A 17,812-nucleotide genomic window follows, 5' to 3' on the forward strand; every position below is an offset into this window, starting at 1 on the left:
AGGCGCCCATCCGGCGCGCGGCGGATCCTGATGCACGAGGGAGTTGCTTGGTGTCGGAACAGAATTTTGACATTGTGGTTCTCGGTGGTGGCAGCGGCGGTTATGCCGCAGCGCTACGCGCCAGCCAGCTGGGATTCTCAGTGGCGATGATCGAGAAGGACAAGGTCGGCGGCACGTGTCTGCACCGCGGCTGCATTCCCACCAAGGCACTCCTGCACTCGGCCGAGGTGGCCGACGTCTCGCGTGAGTCGGCCAAGTACGGCGTCAACACCACCTTCGGTGGCATCGACATCGCGGCGGTCACCGCCTACCGCGAAGGCATCGTCTCGAGCAAGTTCAAGGGCCTCGAGGGCCTCGTCAAGGCTCGCGGCATCACCACCATCGCCGGTGAAGGCCGCCTGACCTCGCCCACCACCGTGCAGGTCGGCGACGACACCTACGTCGGCAAGAAGATCGTGCTCGCCACGGGCTCCTACTCACGCACGCTGCCGGGCCTCGAGATCGGCGGCCGGGTCATCACCTCCGAGCAGGCGCTCACGCTCGACTTCGTGCCGCAGAAGGTCGTGATCCTCGGCGGCGGCGTCATCGGTGTGGAGTTCGCCTCGGTCTGGAAGTCGTTCGGCGCCGACGTCACCATCGTCGAAGCACTGCCCCACCTCGTGCCGAACGAGGACGAGGCCATCTCGAAGCAGTTCGAGCGTGCGTTCCGCAAGCGCGGCATCGCCTTCAACCTCGGCACCCGCTTCTCGGGCGTCACCCAGAACGAGAACGGCGTCGTCGTCTCGCTCGAAGACGGCAAGACCTTCGAGGGTGAGCTGCTGCTCGTGGCCGTCGGCCGCGGGCCGGCGACCCAGGGCCTCGGCTTCGAGGAAGCCGGCGTCACCATCGACCGCGGCTTCGTGATCACCAACGAGCGCCTCGAGACGAGCGTTCCCGGGGTCTACGCCGTGGGCGACATCGTCCCCGGCCTGCAGCTGGCCCACCGCGGGTTCCAGCAGGGCATCTTCGTGGCCGAGGAGATCGCGGGGCTGAACCCGCAGGTGGTCGAAGACGTGAACATCCCCAAGGTCACCTACTCCGACCCCGAGGTGGCGTCGGTGGGTCTCACCGAGGCGAAGGCAGCCGAGAAGTACGGCGCCGACAAGATCTCGTCGTACGACTACAACCTGGCCGGCAACGGCAAGAGCCACATCATCGGCACGACCGGTTCGGTGAAGGTGGTGCGGGTCAACGACGGTCCGGTCATCGGCATCCACATGATCGGCGCGCGCGTGGGCGAGCTCATCGGTGAGGGTCAGTTGATCGTGAACTGGGAGGCGTACCCCGAAGACGTGGCGTCGCTCATCCACGCCCACCCCACTCAGAACGAGGCGCTCGGCGAGGCGCACCTCGCGCTGGCCGGCAAGCCCCTGCACGCCATCTAGTCCTGCCAACACGGCTTATCAACGAACGGTTCCATAAGGAGACAAGGTCATGAGCGAATCCGTCAACCTTCCCGCACTCGGCGAGAGTGTCACGGAGGGTACGGTCACCCGCTGGCTCAAGAACGTGGGCGACCGCGTGGAGGTCGACGAGCCGCTGCTCGAGGTCTCGACCGACAAGGTCGACACCGAGATCCCGTCGCCCGTCGCCGGTGTGATCGAGGCCATCCTCGTTCAGGAAGACGAGACGGTCGAGGTCGGCACGGCGCTCGTGACGATCGGTGACGGTTCGGGGGCCGGCGCTTCGGCTGCCGCGCCCGCGGCTGAGGCTCCTGCGGAGACGCCTGCCGCTCCTGCCGCGGAGGCCCCGGCTGAGCCGGCCGCTCCGGCGGAGGCTCCGGCCCCCGCGGCCGAGCCGGTCGCGCCCGCGCAGGAGGCCCCGGCCCAGGTCGTGACCCCGTCGACGGAGGCGCCCGCGCCCGCCGAGGCTGCGCCCGCCGAGGCTCCCGCACCCGTGCAGGAGGCTCCCGCCGCTGCACCGGCCGCCCCCGCTGCGCCGGCCGCTCCTGCCGCGGCCGCAGCGCCTGCCGCTCCGGCCGCCACCCCGGCGCCCGCAGCCGCACCGGCCGCCACCCCGGCGCCCGCGGCCGCCGCGGCTCCCGCCGCAGGGTCGGGCAACGCCGGGTACGTCACCCCGCTCGTGCGGAAGCTCGCCCACGACCGTGGCATCGACCTCGCCTCGGTCACCGGCTCGGGCGTCGGCGGACGCATCCGCAAGGAAGACGTGCTCGCCGCAGCTGCTGCGCCGGCTCCCAGCGCCTCGGCCGCGCCGGCCGCACGCACGCCGCTCGAGACCTCGCCGCTGCGTGGCACCACTCAGCCGATGTCGCGCCTGCGCAAGGTCGTGGCCGAACGTGCTGTCGCGTCGATGCAGGCGTCGGCCCAGCTCACCACCGTCGTCCAGGTCGACGTGACGAAGGTGGCGGCGTTCCGAGACCAGGTCAAGGGCCGCTTCCTCGAGAAGACGGGCACGAAGCTGTCGTTCCTGCCGTTCTTCGCCCTGGCCGCGGCCGAGGCGCTGAAGGCGTACCCGATCATCAACGCCACGGTCGACGGCGAGAACATCGTCTACCCCGACCACGAGAGCATCAGCATCGCGGTCGACACCGAGCGGGGCCTCCTCACCCCGGTCGTGAAGAATGCCGGCGACCTCGACATCGCGGGCTTCGCCGCACAGATCGCCGACCTGGCCGAGCGCACGCGCGACAACAAGCTGAAGCCCGACGAGCTCGCCGGTGGCACCTTCACCCTCACCAACACCGGTTCGCGGGGCGCGCTGTTCGACACGCCGCTGGTGTTCCTGCCGCAGGTGGCCATCCTCGGCACCGGTGTCGTGGTGAAGCAGCCGGCCGTGGTGAAGGTCGACGGCGGCGAGGCGATCGCCATCCGCTCGATCGTGTACCTGGCCCTGAGCTACGACCACCGCATCGTCGACGGCGCCGACGCCGCGCGCTTCCTCACCGCGGTGAAGAACCGCCTCGAAGACGGCGACTTCGAGGCCGACCTCGGCATCTGACCACTGCCGCTGAGCGTCGCGGAAGCTGACGCCCGCGGTCAGTCGGCACGGTACGAACGAATCCGCCAGCCGGTCTCGCCCCTGATCATCAGGAGCGAGACCGGCTTCGTCGTTTCCGCCGCCGCCTCACCGTCGACCCCCGTGCCGACACTGTCCGCACCCGCGGCAACTGTGGTGCTCACGGTCAGCAGAGCGCTCGCACCGAGCCGCTCCACCAGGGTCGGTGCGGTCATGAGGGGCAACGGATCACCGACTCCCCGTTGCCGCAGGAGCTCACGATCAGCGGCCATCGCCGGGCCACCCCACTGGTCGACCCCACCCAGACATTCCGGCGCGCCGGCTCGCAAGCAGTCCCTCCGACGCGACAGCAGAACCCGCGCGGCACTCACCGCGTCCTCCCCGAGCAGGGCTGCATCAGCCTCCGCAATGCCATCCCCCTCCGTGCCGGGAATGGTCGTCGCAACCGGGGTCGCCGTCGGTGGAGCACCGCGCGGGCGCGCGGCAGCCGAGCGAGCGGTGCCGACGGAGGACTCGGACGACGGAACGAGAAGGCACACCACGACCACCGCGGCAGCGACGAGCGCGCCCCCGGCGAGCAGCACCCGGCGCCGTCGTGGCGCCAAGGCCGTGGACGATCGGGCGCGGAGCGAACCGCGCACGGCGGCCGCCGCCTCGCGGACAGCGACGAGCGCGGGCTCGACCGCCTCCAGCACCCCCAGGTCGTGCGAGGCCGGCGTCACCGGCTCCGGATCGGTCCATTCCCATTCATCCCTCATCGCCAACCCACCCGCGTCCGGCGCCACGCCTCCGCCGGAACTCACGCCGGAACCTGCTCGCCGCGGCACCCGCGACGGCGACAGGATCACGGTGGAGGGGCGACGACACAGCGCCTCGACCGCCCTGAGATCGCCTCCGACCGCCGCGTCGAAGCCCGGGTCTCCGTGAAAGACCGCTCGCCGGAAGCCGACGAGGGAGACCGCTCCGTCAGCGGCGATCAGCACCGCGCCGGGGTCGAGCCCGCCGTGGGCGACACCGGCCCCGTGCAACTCCGCCACGGCCCGCCGCAGAGCGCCTTCATCGCGCAGCGACGCGCCCGCAGCGATCGGCCGGCCCGGGCAGAACGACATCACGATGACGAACTCCGCGCCATTCACGACCACGTCGAGCAGCCTCGGCATCGCGCTGATCGGCCGCATCGACAGTGCCTCACACTCGGCAGCGCGCTCTTTCTCAGGATCGCCGCCCGACGCCACCACGCCGGCAGGCGAAACCGGCTCACGGCGCGCGGGCCAGCACACCTTCACGACGACGTCCCGTGGCGAGGAACCGCGCTCGGCCGGGCCGGTCGCTGCCAGGTAGACGTTCGAGGAGGCTCCGACCGCCACCACCTCCCGGAGTCGGTACTCGGCCGATGAGGTCGCGGTGGCAGGGCGGGCAGCAGCACGAGGGCGATGCATCGAATCAGTCATGCGGCGAGCATCCCAGCGCAGCGTGCGACCCGCCCGGCCGCGCGCAGATCTGTGGACGATTCCGCGCATCCGTTCGCCTGTGGAGGACAGCCGGCGCCCGCGCGCCGATCGTGGCCTCCGCCCGCGGCCCGACGAAGTATCCTTGAGGCATGGCACGCAAGACCGACGCAGCACCGAAGGCCCCGAAAGAACCGGGCCGCATGAAGCAGATGTGGCAGGTCTTCCAGATGACCCGCCGCTACGACTCCAACGCGGTCTGGCTGATGGCGCTGGGCTTCGCTCTGCCGGTGCTCGTCGGCGTGGCCCTCGCCCTCATCCTCTCGCGCGACAACGTGTTCGCGATCGTGATGTGGATTCTCGCCGGCGTGCTCGGCGGCCTCCTCGCCGCTCTCGTCATCCTCGGCCGTCGCGCCGAACGCGCGGCCTACAAGCAGATCGAGGGTCAGCCCGGCGCGGTCGGCGCGGTGCTGCGCAGCTCGCTCAAGCGCAGCTGGCGCGGCAGCGAGATGCCGGTCGCCGTCAACGGCAAGACCCAGGACGCGGTGTACCGCGCGGTGGGCCGCGGCGGCGTCGTGCTGATCAGCGAGGGCCCGCGCTCACGCACCAACCGCATGCTCGAGGACGAGCGGCGCAAGGTGCTGCGCATCCTGCCCAATGTCCCGGTCACCTTCCTCTCCGTCGGGCCCGATCCGGATGCGGTGCCGCTGCACCGGGTTGCCGCCAAGATGGCGCGCATCAAGCCGAGCCTCACGAAGCCCGAGGTCGTCGCGGTGTCGAACCGTCTCACGTCGCTCTCGTCGTCGCCGCTGCCCATCCCCAAGGGCATCGACCCGATGCGGATGCGTCCGCAACGCGGTCGCTGAGCGGCCGCCGAGTGACCACCAGCGCCTCGGGCAAGGGCGGTGCAGCACCCAGCGAGTGGCCGGGCGAGCGCCTGGGCTTCAATCGCGAGGGCCACGGCTCGATCGCGCGGTCAGGGCGCCGCATCGCCGCGCTGCTGATCGACTTCGCATTCTGCTACGTGATCTACTTCGCGTTCTTCTTCCAGAACCCGTTCGCGTCGAGCATCATCTTCTTCGTCGAGCAGGTCGTGCTCATGATCACGCTCGGCGGAGGCCTCGGGCATCTCCTGCTCGGTCTGCGCGTGGTGCGCCTGAACGGCGCCTACGCGGGCTGGTGGCGGCCGATCGTGCGCACGCTGCTGCTCATGCTGGTCATCCCGGCCCTCATCTGGGACTCCGACCAGCGAGGCCTGCACGACGTGTTCGCGGGCACGGTGCTCGTCAAACGGTGAACTGAGCGGGTGAAGCGGGCTAACCGGGCGCCCTGTGGAAAGTCCGTAACATCCCCGAAACATCGGTGACACCGCCGGGTAATGGCGGGCCCCTAGGGTGGCGGTGGCTGCATCTGCAGCTGCTTTCTGTACCAAGCCATTTGGAGATTCCTCACATGTTCAGTGACTCTTCCGAGGTGCTCAAGTTCATCAAGGACACCGACGTCAAGTTCCTTGATATCCGCTTCACCGACCTTCCCGGTGTGCAGCAGCACTTCAACATCCCCGCCTCCACGGTCGACGAAGAGTTCTTCGCCGTCGGTCAGCTCTTCGACGGCTCCTCGATCCGCGGTTTCGCGTCGATCCACGAGTCCGACATGCAGCTCATCCCCGATGTCTCCACGGCTTACATCGACCCGTTCCGCGCCGAGCGCACCCTCATCCTCGTCTTCGACATCTACAACCCGCGCAACGGCGAGATCTACTCGCGCGACCCGCGTCAGGTGGCCAAGAAGGCCGAGAAGTACCTCGCGTCGACCGGCATCGCCGACACCGCGTTCTTCGCGCCCGAGGCCGAGTTCTACATCTTCGACGACGTGCGCTACGAGGTGAAGCAGAACTCCTCCTTCTACTCCGTCGACTCCTCCGAGGCCGCCTGGAACACGGGCCGCGTCGAAGAGGGCGGCAACCTCGCCAACAAGACCCCCTACAAGGGCGGCTACTTCCCCGTCTCCCCCGTCGACCAGCACGCCGACCTGCGCGACGACATCTCGCTGAAGCTGATCGACGCCGGGCTCATCCTCGAGCGCGCGCACCACGAGGTGGGCACCGCCGGTCAGGGCGAGATCAACTACCGCTTCGACACCATGGTGCACGCGGCCGACGACATCCTGAAGTTCAAGTACATCGTCAAGAACACGGCGAACCTCTGGGGCAAGACCGCGACCTTCATGCCGAAGCCGCTGTTCGGCGACAACGGCTCGGGCATGCACACCCACCAGTCGCTCTGGAACGACGGCTCGCCGCTGTTCTACGACGAGGCCGGCTACGGTGGCCTCTCCGACCTCGCACGCTGGTACATCGGCGGTCTGCTGAAGCACGCCCCCGCGGTGCTCGCCTTCACCAACCCGACCGTGAACTCGTACCACCGTCTGGTTCCCGGCTTCGAGGCCCCCGTCAACCTGGTCTACTCGGCCGGTAACCGCTCCGCCTCGATCCGCATCCCGATCACGGGCACGAACCCGAAGGCCAAGCGCATCGAGTTCCGTGCTCCGGATGCCTCGGGCAACCCGTACCTCGCCTTCGCGGCGCAGCTCATGGCGGGCCTCGACGGCATCCAGAACCGCATCGAGCCGCACGAGCCCGTCGACAAGGACCTCTACGAGCTGCCGCCCGAGGAGGCCAAGAACATCCCCCAGGTTCCGGGCTCGCTCGGCGAAGCTCTCGACGCGCTCGAGGCCGACCACGAATTCCTCACCAAGGGCAACGTCTTCACCCCCGACCTGATCGAGACCTGGATCTCGTACAAGCGGGAGAACGAGATCAAGCCGATCGCCCAGCGCCCGCACCCCTTCGAGTACGAGCTCTACTACGGGGTGTAGCTAGATCACTGGGCTGACGCGCTGTCAGTCCGCAGCGAGTCCGCGCGAGCCGCCAGAACACTCTGGACAACGGCCCGTGCGGACTCGTCTTTGTCCGGCCACATGTGCCCGTAGACGTCGAGCGTGGTCTTCGCGGACGAGTGCCTCATCCGCCTCTGCACGGTCTTGATGTCGAGACCTGCAGCGATCAGGAGCGACGCGAAGTAGTGGCGCAGATCGTGGATGCGAAACCCCTCGGGCAGGCCATCGATCGTCTCGCGTGCCGCCTTGAACGCGGTCTCGATCGTGTAGGGCGCCACGGCGCGTCCGAACCCGCCGACGACGAGCGTGTCACTCCCCCACTTCGCCGGCACCCTGTTGAGCTCGAGCGCCAGGTCGACCGGGATCGGGATGGGCGTCTTCGAGATCTCGGTCTTCAGCGGCTCGCTCGGGTACTGGATCGCGGGCGAGATCACGCCGCGCATGAAGTCGACGTCGACCGTGCGCAGCGCCGCGATCTCGGCGACCCGCAGTCCGGCGAACGCGCCGAGCAGAACGACCGGCTTCATGCCCTCGGGCATGGCGTCGTAGAGGGCCCAGACTTGGGTCGTGGACGCGACGTAGGGGCGCTGGCGCGGCGTGGCAGGGGACGTTCGCCTACTGACCGGCGAGCGGGGCACCAGCCCATCGTGGACGGCGTCCGAGAAGATGTGCGACAGGCGCGAGTGGAGCGCGTAGATCGTCGACGTCGCGAGGCCCTGATCAGCGAGCTTCGCCGTCCACGCCTTTACCTGCGACGGCCGCACCGCGGCGAGCGGCTTTGTTCCGAATTCCAACTTGATGTGCTTTACGTGGGACCGTGCCTGCCGGATCGTGGACGGCCGGCCCCCGTACCCCTGCAGCCAGGTGTCGCACCACTCCCCGACCGTGAGCTTCGCCGCCTTCGGGTCGAGCCACGTGCCGTTCTGGATGCTCGACTGCTGCTTCACGAGCCACGCTTCACCCTCTCGCTTCGTCTTAAAGTGCCCGGCCCGCTCCTTGCCGGCTGCGTCGCGGTAACGCGCCCTCCAGACGCCATCCGGCCTACGCTTGACACTAGCCATCAATCGACCGCCCGACGTCGGCGGTGTGCATCGACCTGAGTTCGAATGTAGTGCTGCAGAAGATCCATGACCTGATCGACCAGCTGAGACTCGCTCGCCCAAACGAAGTTGCGCTTAGCTGGCTCGTCCTCATCCGCTTCACCCATGCGCTCCATGCGGCGCTTGACCCAGTCGAAGTATCCGGCGGGACTCTCCAGGACTCCAACTTCGCGGTCTTGAATACTCTCCGCAAGTTCCGGGTGCCTCTCGAGCAGCTCCCGCACCCACAGGTAACTGTCAAGAAAATCCATGGCTGGTTGGGTCAGCTCTCTCATCGCCTGGTTGGCGATCCGGCGCGCCGTTCGCAAGTCGCTGCCCGGCGTTCGCGCCTCGCCCATCATCATGTCGAGATCCACGTTCAGGCTGTCGGCGATCGTTACCGCCTCCGCTAGACGGACAGAGCGCTTACCCTGCTCAATGCGCGAGATCGCGCTCGCGTCAAGCGAGAGTCCACGTTTGGTGAGCTCCTCGGCGAACCCGCGCTGTGTCAGTTTTCCCGCCTCACGGAACCGGGCCATTGCCTTGCCAAATTGCTCGTCTAGCGTCGCTTCGGGTTTCTGCTGCACAGATGCATCGTATTGCATTGACAACAATTGGCCAACGTTGTTAAGCTCGCGAATGTCGAATTGACAACACGTTGCAGTCCGGCAACACGACATCTGAATGGAGTGCCAAGTGAGTAGATCGAGATTGCTACTTCTGCCCGAGGTGGCGGAGAGGCTCCGTAAGTCCCCGGCGCAAATCCGGTGGATGCTGCATCAGCGGGAGCTGATCGCGCCCGCCAAAATCGGTGGCCGGCTGGTTTGGGACGAGGATCAGCTCGAGGCCTGGATCAGCGAGCAGTTCGAGAAGGCGGCGAGTTGACTCCGCACCTCACCCCAGCGCTTTCGGCCCCGAGGCCGTGGCATCCAGCATCCGGCGAAACATGTGCGCCGAGTCCCCGGAAACGGGAACGCCCCCAGCCGAGGTGCAACTCGATGGGGGCGATGAGCAGAAGAACCGAGCTATCAATTCAACTGACCCGAGGGGGTACGAACTCATGAAAACCGTAGCACCAGACACCGACAGCTTCACCTTCTCCACCGCAGAACCCACCATCCTCGAAATCGACGCGTGCGAGAAGCTCCAGGACTACAGAATCCTGTGGTTCAACCACCCCGAGAAGAAGGTGAAGCGGGAGCTTGTCGATGGCGAGGAGTACCGCTTCAGCCACACCGTCATCGTTGACGAAGCCGCCGAACAGATCCGGGTCTATCTCTACCGGAAGGCCCGACACTTTGACGCAGGCTCCGCCAAGAAGAACCTTACCGCGATGCTGGCTGGCAAGTTCTATCAGTTCCCGTGGGTCGTCAAGCGCCGGGCAGACGGGTCAGAGCGGCGTCACGTTGCGCTCGGGTCGTCGCAGGAGCAGTACGAGGAACTCTGTGCGGAGTCGCCCTTCTGGTCGGAGCGGTGGCATGCGTGCGACGAGGCGGCGTGCGTTGACTTTCAGGCACCTGAGCGTCTGGTGCGCGATATGCGGGAGGGGTGGATTCCGCGGCATCGGGGCGAGTGGGTGAAGAACGACAACTACGAGATGCAGATCTTCAAGGAGGGCGACGAGCCCTGGTGGGTGCACGTGAAGGTGTTGCAGGAACACCTCGACCCGTTCACCGCCAGGTCTCTCGCGAACGATGTGCAGTGGGTGACCGCGGAGGCGAACAAGCTGAACGCGGCAGTCACAGAGCCCGAGCGGGTGGCGGCATGAGCGCGGCCGAAGGTGGGCGCATGATCTTCCGCCCGGACGCGCTGCAGAGAGTGCTCGCGGGTGTGCCCGGTGCCCTCGCAGAGACAGTCACGTTTGCAAACGGCGACGTGAAGCCGCTCGCGGACATCACCGCGGCCGACATCGAGGTGATGAACGCCTGGATGAAGAAGGTCGCTGCTGACGAGGCGTTCGCCGCATTGGAGTATGAGCGTGTGCTTCGTCAGGCCGTCGAGATGGAGGCGAGCTGATGGCGGCCGTCGCGGAGGCGCGGTTCGCGGGCGGGCACGTGGAGGTGTCCACCGCTGTTCTGCCGGCCACAGGACTTCCTGTGGTGGTGATGCGGGCGCCGACGGAGGAGACGCCGCTGCAGCCCGATGAGGCGCGTGTGCTGGCCCGCATGCTGTTGGAGCATGCACAGCGGGCGAAAGCTCAGGAGGAGGCGCCCCCATGGCCATGAGACGGAAGCGTGTGGTCGCGAAGCTCGAGCGCGGCCACTGGAAGGTCGCCGTCAGCACTGCGGGCGCTCCCGTGTTCGAGGTCGAAATGTCGGGGCCGAGCGAGCTCGACGTGGGCGATTACGCGGCGTCGATCGAGGATCTGCGGTCCGTGCTGAAGGCGGCGCGCGGGCAGATGACCGACTATGTGCTCGCGCACCCCGAGCTCGCCGGGGAGGTGTGAACCGTGTGGCACGACCATCGACACGAACGCTCCTTCGGAGCCATGCCGCGACGACGTACAAGCTCACCACGGGACAACTGTGCGTGCTCATGGTGCTCGTCGATCATGCAGACACCAACCTCATCAGCTGGCCCGCTCAGGAGACCATCGCGCTCGAGACTGGGATGTCGCGCACGGGTGTTCGGGACACGATTCCGAAGCTCGTCGACAAGGGCCTCATCGTCGTTCTCGATGCCGGTGGGCCTCGACGGTCGGCGAAGTATCAGATCACGTTGGGGGTGCGTTTCCGTGCTGTCAGCTGACCCCACTTATGGGCAACTCACTTGCCCATATCTCGCCCGACTTATGGGCAACTCCCCCGCCCGTAAGTGGGCCGGAGTTATGGGCAACTCACTTGCCACGAAGGTATATATACCTCGCGTTGGCCGCTCTGCCGCGGCGATGCGCGCTCTCCCGAGCGCTCGCCGCTCACTGCGTTCGCTGAGAGATTTCGATCAGATCCGTCGTCATGAACTTTGTCTGTGTGGTCGGGCCGCTTGCGGCTCGACGCCCGCCCGGCGAGGGCAGAACCCTCGCGAGGTGGATGGTGCCCGCCAGGTCACCTCGAGCATGCGCTTCCGATTGCGCCGCCTCCCGGCGCCGCTGAGCACGGATGACGAGCCGGTGAGTCCATGGCTCGATCTGCCGGCCACCGGTTCTCGGGATGGCGACGTGTGGAGATTCCAGAGGCGACCACCTGTGTGGGCGCGTGAGTTCACGGCTTTGGTCGTGGTGAGGAGGGTGTCGTGAGTTCGGTGTCGGTGGAGGGCACGCGGTTGGCGGTGGCGTTGATGACGGCGTCGGAGTCGGAAGCGATCGCGCTGGTGACTGAGAGGTATGACGAGCGTGAGGTGACGCTCGAGGACTTTCAGGTGTTGGCGTTCGCGTTGGGGCAGCTCGGCGCGATGTTGCGTGAGTTCCGTGAGGTGCCCGGGGTGGGGAAGGTGATCGCGGATCTGGCGCAGAAGATGGCGATGGATGCGGCGCGGGAGGAGGCCGCAGGTGGGTGACGTCGAGCTCAACTATGCACGCAACAGGAACGATGGCGGCCCGCCCGGGCTGCCACACAACGAAGGAGAAACGATGATCACAACCCCGTTCGATGCCCAGGTGAGTGGGCAGGTCGATCAGTTCAGCACGAACTACCTCCGGTTGGGGGTGCATCCGGTGTTCCGCGAGATCGTGGAGTCCATGGACGGCTGGTCGCGGTTCGTGGAGGTGAAGGAGGCGACGGAGCAGCTGCACTTCTCGCCCGGCCGCGGCCGCTGGGATGACCAGGACGCGGCGATGCGAGTCGTCAGGGGCGAGTCGCTCGAAGCGGTCGCGGCCGAGCGCGCCAGCCACGATCAGGAGACCGAGAACATCCGCCACCTCGAGTCGATGCGTGACGCGGTCGTCGTCGCGGTCAGTTCGGAAGCTCAGTCGTGGGTGAACGCGCACGTCGAGGAGATCGCGGCTGCGGTCGACGCCCGCCTCGAGGTCGTCCGTGCCGGCGCGCGTGAACTTCTGGCCGGCAAGTTGAGTGCGCTCCAGTCCGCCGCCGACCTCGAGCGGCACCCGGAACTCGCGGGCGAGTGGGTCGCGTTCCACGAGCTCGCGGCCACATTCTCCAGGCTCGCCGACGTCGCCGACCTGCTCGCGCCCGTCACCCGCACGGGGTGGCCAGCGAGCGGACTCGTGGCGCCGGAGGACTACCCGAAGATCTGGCCGAGCTTCTACCTCGGCAGGGAACCGCTCGGCCTGCAGCAGGGCGTGAAGTTCGTCGGCGAGATCCCCCAGGTGGACGTGCCGTGGCACGACCGCGGGTCCCTGCTGCGAGCGGTGGCGCTGTCGGGTGCCCGGTTCAACATCGCCCGCACGCCCCACCAGCTCGCCAAACGCCAGACCGCCCTCAACGAGGCCAGCAACACTCTCCGAGACGAGCGGAACGCGCGGGAGGTGGCAGCATGAGCGACTACCTCAAGCAGGCCGTGAACGCCACCCTTCAGAACTCCGCGGGCCTCACCGACCAGCAGATCGAGCAGCTCACCGAGCACCTCGACTACGGGTCGTTCGTCGACGAGAACGGCGACCTCGACCTCGAGAAGGTCACCGAGCACGGCCGAGCTCTCGCACCCTACGTGCGCGCCGAAACAGCCACCGGTGTAGAGCCTCCAGTCGACCCCGTGGCGGCCGCTCTCAACCGAATGCAGAACACTACCCCGCCGAGCATGACCCCGGTCTTCTCCAACCCCGGGGGCGGACCTGTGCCGCCGTCCGAGAGCGAGTATCGAGCGGCCGGTCATCGGCCCGCCGGCGGGAAGTGGCATTGATGGGCGAGATCCGAGACGCAGTGACCGAGCGCCACCTCGAGCGCTCCGCCGCACTCCTGGCAGTGGACGTGCGACGCGCCGACCCGCGCCCCTACCAGCAACGTCTCGCAGACAGGCGAGCAGAACACGACGCCCGACTCAACCCCGAGCCCGCACAACCGGCCGAAATCGAAGGAGAAGACGATGAGTGACACCGAGCCCAAGCCCCGCCGCACCCTCGAAGAATTCGCGCTCCACTCCCGCCCCGGCGCGGACGTGCTGCGAATCGTCGAGAACGACGAGGACGACATCATGCGCGACGCCCTCCGAGAGTTCCTCGGCATCAAGTCATAAGCGCCAGCTGGGGTCGCTACTTCCCCACGAGCAAAGCGATCACCGCGATCACTACGGCCACCGCCGACAGGCCAGTGCTCGCCACCGTCAGCCAGTAGCTACGCGTGGCGAGCACCTGGCTCTGCTTGGCCAGTTCAATGCTCGCGGCGGTCGCCCGTTCCCGAGACCGACGGTCCAACTCATCCTCGTAGTAGGCCGTCCCGACGACAGTGTGAACCGCATGAGCATCGTGCTCAGCGATCAATTGTTCATCCGAGATCGCGCGGAGATCTTTGATCGAATAACTCATGACCCGAACGCTATCCGAGCCCACCGACAAGGGGGGAGGGAGGGAGCCCCCCGGCCGGGCACCTGCCTGACCGCTTCGCGTTCTGCTGCTCGCGGTGCGCATGACTCTGGGGGTTTTTGATATTTGAGCGCATTTGGGGCCTCAGATCGGCGTATTTGCAGGGATCTGAGGCCTTTTTCGTGCTCGTAATAGTGCCTGTTTGGGGCGTGAAAACGGCCTGTTTTGGCCGTAAATCGATGGAGCCCATTTTTGGGGCGGTTGGTCCCAGGTTTGGGGTGTGTGAAGCCGTAAAATTGGGGTAGCGCCGGTAGCCGGCGTGTCCGTCCAGAGCCTCGTTCCGAGGTGGGTCCGCAGAAACCCGAGACGGAGCGCCCGTGGGCGATCTCGAATTCTGCATCTCCCCGACCGCGGCGGTGGTCTTCTAGTGCCCGCCGCGAACACGGGTAAGGAAGTCGGTCGGGTATCCATCCGGGTGCTCCCGAACGCGACGAAGTTCCGCGAAGACGTGCGGCAGATGTTGAAGCGCGTCGAGGGTTCGATGGCGGCGAACATCAAGGTCGACGCGGACACCCGCCCCGCCGAGAACGCCGTCGCCAAGCTCCGTGACGGCATCAAGCGTCGCTCGGCTGATCTGAAGGTCGACGCGAAGACTCTCGCGGCCAGCGCGCAGATCGCGAAGACGGCCCGTGATCGCCGTGTAACGCTCGTGCTCGACGTGTCGAAGGCATCGATCGCGAAGGTCGCCACGACTCTCGCTGCGCTGTCTGGTGCTCGCCTGCTTGGGTCGACGTTCGGTGACATCGGCCGGGCGCTGTCGAACCTCGATAAGAACCTGCCCAAGATCGCGCTGCTGGCGACCTTGATCGCTTCGCTCGGTGCCGGCGCGATCTCCTCCGTGGGTGGGCTGATCACTCTCGGTGGTGGCATCGCAAAGATCGCCGGTCTCGGTGCCGCCCTGCCAGGCATCCTCGGCGGTGTAGTCGCGTCATTCGCGGTTCTGTTCGTCGCGCTGAAGAACGCGCCGATCTACCTCGAGCCGTTGAAGCAGGGCTTCGCGGATCTCGGGACCACGATCAACAACGAGTTCTGGTCCCGCGCGCAGGGCCCCCTCATCGACTTCGTGAACGGGGTGCTGCCGCAGCTGCAGGCGGGACTTGGGGCGACCGCGGCCGCGCTCGGGCAGCTCACGCAGCGGGCCGCAGACTCGTTCGCTGCGGCGTTCACTGGCGACCGTCTCGCGGGCATGTTCGCGAGCCTCGCCCAGTCGATCGATATCGCAGGCAGGGGCACTGACGCCCTGGCGGGCTCCATCACCACGCTGGGCACGTTCGGCGCCTCGTACCTGCCACGTCTGGCGCAGTGGTTCGTCGACATCGGCAACAGCTTCAACGCCTGGCTGACCGCGGCCGCCGGCGACGGGCGCCTGAACACGTGGGTAGAGAACGGCATCGTCGCGCTCAGTCAGCTCGCGGACTCGATCGGGTCGATCGCATCGATCTTCTCGGGCATCAATGAGGCGGCGATGGCCGCCGGCGGCGGCGGTCTGGCGACCTTTGCCGCGGTGCTCGCGAACGTGGCCGGAATCATCAACGGTCCAACGTTCCAGGCTGCGCTCACGACGATCTTCGAGGGCGCCAACGCTGGCTTCTCAGCGCTCGGCGCCGCCCTGGTCCCGATCGGGGACGCGATCGCCGCCCTGGCTCCCACCCTCTCCGACGTCCTCACGACGGCAGGTGAGGCGCTCGGTGGCTTCCTGACGAGCATCGCGACCGCACTGCAAGAACCCGCCTTCGCGGAAGGGCTCGGGAACTTCTTCGACGGAATCAAGACGGGACTTGACGCGATCGGGCCGGCGCTGCCAGCAGTCGCGTCCGCCCTCGGCAGCCTGGGTACCTTCGCAGGCGAACTGGCCGCCCAGATCGGACCCGTTCTGGGCGAAGCGCTCTCCACGGTTGCTCCGCTGTTCTCCGACATCCTCGAACAGGTCTCACCACTGATACCCCTGCTCGGCGATGCCCTGAAGGACTCCATCGAGACGCTCGGGCCCGCTCTGTCGTCTATCGCAACCGACGTGTTCCCGCAGCTGGTGGAAGCGGCCACCGCGATCATCCCGCTCATCCCCTCGCTCATCGACTTCTTCTCCCAACTGCTCGTTGCGGTGGCACCGGTCGCCGGTCAGCTCCTCGAAGCGTTCCTCCCCGCACTGGTGGCCCTGATTCCCGCGATCACCTCGATGCTCGACGCGCTGACACCTCTTCTCCAATACCTCCCGATGATGGCGGTCAACATCCAGTTGGTCGCCGCGATCATCTCTTCCGTGCTGACGATCGCGTTCGGAATCATGCAGGTGATCTGGACAGCCTTCACCGCCCTCATCACTGGGGACTGGTCGAATTTCGCTCAGAAGATCACCGACATCACGACGGGAATCGGCGAATCCCTCGCGACTATCTGGCAGGGCGCAGTGGATGGCGTGGTGAGTATCGTGAACGACTTGACGGGCAAGCTCGCAACGGCCTTCTCAGCCGTGCAGAAAGGTGTCACGGACTTCTTTTCCGGCGCCGGCGAGTGGCTGGCTGATGCGGGCCGTTCGATCGTTCAGGGCCTCATCGACGGCATCAACGGCATGATCGGATTCGCGAAAGACGCCGCGAAGGGCGTGATGGATGCGATCTCCAACTTCTTCCCGCACTCACCGGCGCTGGAGGGCCCGTTCTCGGGTCGGGGCTGGACGCTCTACAGCGGCCGGGCGACGATCGAGGCTTTCGCGCAGGGTATGGACCAGCGCACCTCCGCCGTTCGTGCCGCGTCGATGCGAGCGATGGCAGCGGCGTCCTTCACGGGCGGCGCTGCAGCCGCTGTGACGACGTCGTCGGCTCGAGCGGTCGATACCCTCGCGCAGCTCACGATGCCTTCGCAGATCGCCCTGCTGGATGCGGACGGCTCGATCCTCACGCACGCGCGAGTGATCGCGTCGAGCGCGGTCGATAGTTACGACCGCGAAGCTACCCAGCAGCTTCGGGGCGGCGTGAACCGGTACGCGTGACAACCAAGCCAGGCTTCACCGTCGTACGATGATTGTGAAGCGGCCCCCAGGAGTCGAGGAGAGCGATTGCGCGGCCCGTGGAGCATTCAGGCGCTCTGCGGGCCGCGCAGGCGTTTCTCCCCGGATTGGTCCGCGCTACGATGCGAGCATGGCGAGCGTAGAGATCCCGATCAGTGACGAGACCATCCTGGAGCACTTGCGGGAGAACCGGGGCTTCAGCGAGGGACAGACCCGCGTGGTGAGCGTGAAGGTTGAGCAGCAGCCCCCGACCGCGAACAGCACGATCTCGCATCTCGTGAAGGTCGAGGTCACCTACGGCCTCGAGATCGGCGAGCTCCGTAAGCTAGCCGACTTCTGACGGATAAGGCGCGACCAGTCACCAGAGAAAACGCGTGCTCGCGGGACTATTGTGCGGGGCGGTTCTCGTACGCGCCATGGTGGTTCAGCACAGCGGGCACCGCGGATCGTACGTGGTGCTCAGCGCAAGCCTTCGCGGCCGCTTCGAGCGTCACGAAGTAGCCGTGGCCGATGAGTTGTCGTGGCTGCTCCCACGTCACCACCCGGAATCGCCAGACGAGGAATCCCTCGCCGTCGATCACCTGTAAGAATCTCACCTCAGCGTAAGGCTCTGCGGCGCCGCTGACCCGGTACAGCCACGAGTTCGGCACCATGTTGTCGACCGGGTGCCACTGGGCCATCGAGGCTCCTCTCGCGGGACACGATCGCCCGCGCTCTGATGGTAGGGAGAGCCACCGACAACACGCCATGATGACGAGATGAACGCTGCAACGATCCGCTATCTCTCGCCCGCTCAGGTGTGCGAGATGGTCCCGGGCATGACGGAGAAGCGCCTCGCGAACCTTCGCAGTAGCGGGGGCGGCCCGCGGTACTCGAAGCCCACGCCGAA

Annotated in this window: 21 protein-coding genes; 16 read left to right on the forward strand and 5 right to left on the reverse strand. The window is 66.9% G+C overall.

Features of this window, described 5'->3' with window-relative positions:
• Positions 1-50: 50 nt before the first annotated feature.
• Together lpdA and sucB are read left to right on the forward strand one after the other, a co-directional pair.
• The gene (gene lpdA, locus AC3WLB_RS09500) at positions 51-1,424 is read left to right on the forward strand and encodes a dihydrolipoyl dehydrogenase (protein WP_022897762.1); all 1,374 of its coding nucleotides are present in this window, start codon (positions 51-53) and stop codon (positions 1,422-1,424) included.
• Positions 1,425-1,473: 49 nt separating this feature from the next.
• Entirely contained in the window at positions 1,474-2,997 is a 1,524-nt protein-coding gene (gene sucB / locus AC3WLB_RS09505; RefSeq protein ID WP_492505380.1) for a 2-oxoglutarate dehydrogenase, E2 component, dihydrolipoamide succinyltransferase, read from the forward strand.
• A 38-nt stretch (positions 2,998-3,035) separates the two neighbouring features.
• Here sucB and AC3WLB_RS09510 read toward each other — a convergent pair whose 3' ends face one another.
• Positions 3,036-4,466, reverse strand: a complete 1,431-nt coding sequence (locus AC3WLB_RS09510; protein ID WP_492505382.1) for a protein kinase family protein — start codon at positions 4,464-4,466, stop codon at positions 3,036-3,038.
• Positions 4,467-4,615: 149 nt separating this feature from the next.
• Between AC3WLB_RS09510 and AC3WLB_RS09515 the strand changes: the two genes are divergently transcribed.
• The 3 genes from AC3WLB_RS09515 (at position 4,616) to glnA (ending at position 7,340) form a co-directional block, all read left to right on the forward strand.
• Positions 4,616-5,329: a DUF4191 domain-containing protein gene (locus AC3WLB_RS09515; RefSeq protein WP_492505384.1), complete on the forward strand. Its 714-nt coding sequence runs from the start codon at positions 4,616-4,618 to the stop codon at positions 5,327-5,329.
• Positions 5,330-5,340: 11 nt separating this feature from the next.
• Positions 5,341-5,760, forward strand: a complete 420-nt coding sequence (locus AC3WLB_RS09520; RefSeq protein WP_492505386.1) for an RDD family protein — start codon at positions 5,341-5,343, stop codon at positions 5,758-5,760.
• Between the two features lie 155 nt (positions 5,761-5,915).
• The gene (glnA, locus tag AC3WLB_RS09525) at positions 5,916-7,340 is read left to right on the forward strand and encodes a type I glutamate--ammonia ligase (RefSeq protein WP_022895522.1); all 1,425 of its coding nucleotides are present in this window, start codon (positions 5,916-5,918) and stop codon (positions 7,338-7,340) included.
• A 5-nt stretch (positions 7,341-7,345) separates the two neighbouring features.
• Here the strand turns inward: glnA and AC3WLB_RS09530 are convergent, their stop codons facing one another.
• Together AC3WLB_RS09530 and AC3WLB_RS09535 are read right to left on the reverse strand one after the other, a co-directional pair.
• Positions 7,346-8,308 (reverse strand): tyrosine-type recombinase/integrase, encoded by a 963-nt coding sequence (locus AC3WLB_RS09530; protein WP_492505388.1) that lies wholly within the window; start codon positions 8,306-8,308, stop codon positions 7,346-7,348.
• Positions 8,309-8,421: 113 nt separating this feature from the next.
• The gene (locus AC3WLB_RS09535; RefSeq protein ID WP_492505390.1) at positions 8,422-9,027 is read right to left on the reverse strand and encodes a helix-turn-helix domain-containing protein; all 606 of its coding nucleotides are present in this window, start codon (positions 9,025-9,027) and stop codon (positions 8,422-8,424) included.
• 97 nt (positions 9,028-9,124) lie between these two features.
• Here AC3WLB_RS09535 and AC3WLB_RS09540 point away from each other — a divergent pair, with 97 nt between their 5' ends.
• From AC3WLB_RS09540 to AC3WLB_RS09580, 9 genes are all read left to right on the forward strand, one after another.
• A complete protein-coding gene (locus AC3WLB_RS09540; RefSeq protein ID WP_492505392.1) occupies positions 9,125-9,325 on the forward strand; it encodes a helix-turn-helix transcriptional regulator in 201 nt (66 codons plus the stop codon).
• Between the two features lie 61 nt (positions 9,326-9,386).
• Positions 9,387-10,208, forward strand: a complete 822-nt coding sequence (locus AC3WLB_RS09545; RefSeq protein WP_492505394.1) for a hypothetical protein — start codon at positions 9,387-9,389, stop codon at positions 10,206-10,208.
• A complete protein-coding gene (locus AC3WLB_RS09550; protein ID WP_492505396.1) occupies positions 10,205-10,456 on the forward strand; it encodes a hypothetical protein in 252 nt (83 codons plus the stop codon). The genes AC3WLB_RS09545 and AC3WLB_RS09550 overlap by 4 nt, the downstream gene beginning before the upstream one ends.
• Positions 10,457-10,655: 199 nt before the next feature.
• The gene (locus AC3WLB_RS09555) at positions 10,656-10,886 is read left to right on the forward strand and encodes a hypothetical protein (RefSeq protein WP_492505398.1); all 231 of its coding nucleotides are present in this window, start codon (positions 10,656-10,658) and stop codon (positions 10,884-10,886) included.
• A 5-nt stretch (positions 10,887-10,891) separates the two neighbouring features.
• Positions 10,892-11,188, forward strand: a complete 297-nt coding sequence (locus AC3WLB_RS09560) for a helix-turn-helix domain-containing protein (RefSeq protein WP_492505400.1) — start codon at positions 10,892-10,894, stop codon at positions 11,186-11,188.
• A 483-nt stretch (positions 11,189-11,671) separates the two neighbouring features.
• Positions 11,672-11,935, forward strand: coding sequence for a hypothetical protein (locus AC3WLB_RS09565; protein WP_492505402.1), 264 nt, complete (start codon positions 11,672-11,674; stop codon positions 11,933-11,935).
• A gap of 73 nt (positions 11,936-12,008) precedes the next feature.
• Positions 12,009-12,875 carry a hypothetical protein gene (locus AC3WLB_RS09570; RefSeq protein WP_492505404.1) on the forward strand — a complete coding sequence of 289 codons (867 nt, stop codon included), beginning with the start codon at positions 12,009-12,011 and terminating at the stop codon, positions 12,873-12,875.
• Positions 12,872-13,237 (forward strand): hypothetical protein, encoded by a 366-nt coding sequence (locus AC3WLB_RS09575; RefSeq protein WP_492505405.1) that lies wholly within the window; start codon positions 12,872-12,874, stop codon positions 13,235-13,237. Before AC3WLB_RS09570 ends, AC3WLB_RS09575 begins: the two co-directional genes overlap by 4 nt.
• A gap of 183 nt (positions 13,238-13,420) precedes the next feature.
• Positions 13,421-13,570, forward strand: a complete 150-nt coding sequence (locus AC3WLB_RS09580; RefSeq protein WP_492505407.1) for a hypothetical protein — start codon at positions 13,421-13,423, stop codon at positions 13,568-13,570.
• A 16-nt stretch (positions 13,571-13,586) separates the two neighbouring features.
• Here the strand turns inward: AC3WLB_RS09580 and AC3WLB_RS09585 are convergent, their stop codons facing one another.
• Complete coding sequence (locus tag AC3WLB_RS09585) at positions 13,587-13,859, reverse strand: hypothetical protein (RefSeq protein WP_492505409.1); 273 nt, start codon at positions 13,857-13,859, stop codon at positions 13,587-13,589.
• A gap of 472 nt (positions 13,860-14,331) precedes the next feature.
• Between AC3WLB_RS09585 and AC3WLB_RS09590 the strand changes: the two genes are divergently transcribed.
• Positions 14,332-16,905, forward strand: coding sequence for a phage tail protein (locus AC3WLB_RS09590; protein ID WP_492505411.1), 2,574 nt, complete (start codon positions 14,332-14,334; stop codon positions 16,903-16,905).
• 148 nt (positions 16,906-17,053) lie between these two features.
• Positions 17,054-17,263 (forward strand): hypothetical protein, encoded by a 210-nt coding sequence (locus AC3WLB_RS09595; protein ID WP_492505413.1) that lies wholly within the window; start codon positions 17,054-17,056, stop codon positions 17,261-17,263.
• A 46-nt stretch (positions 17,264-17,309) separates the two neighbouring features.
• Here AC3WLB_RS09595 and AC3WLB_RS09600 read toward each other — a convergent pair whose 3' ends face one another.
• A complete protein-coding gene (locus AC3WLB_RS09600) occupies positions 17,310-17,603 on the reverse strand; it encodes a hypothetical protein (protein WP_492505415.1) in 294 nt (97 codons plus the stop codon).
• Positions 17,604-17,812: the final 209 nt, after the last annotated feature.

The organism is Herbiconiux sp. FW305-C-125, from assembly GCF_058783455.1.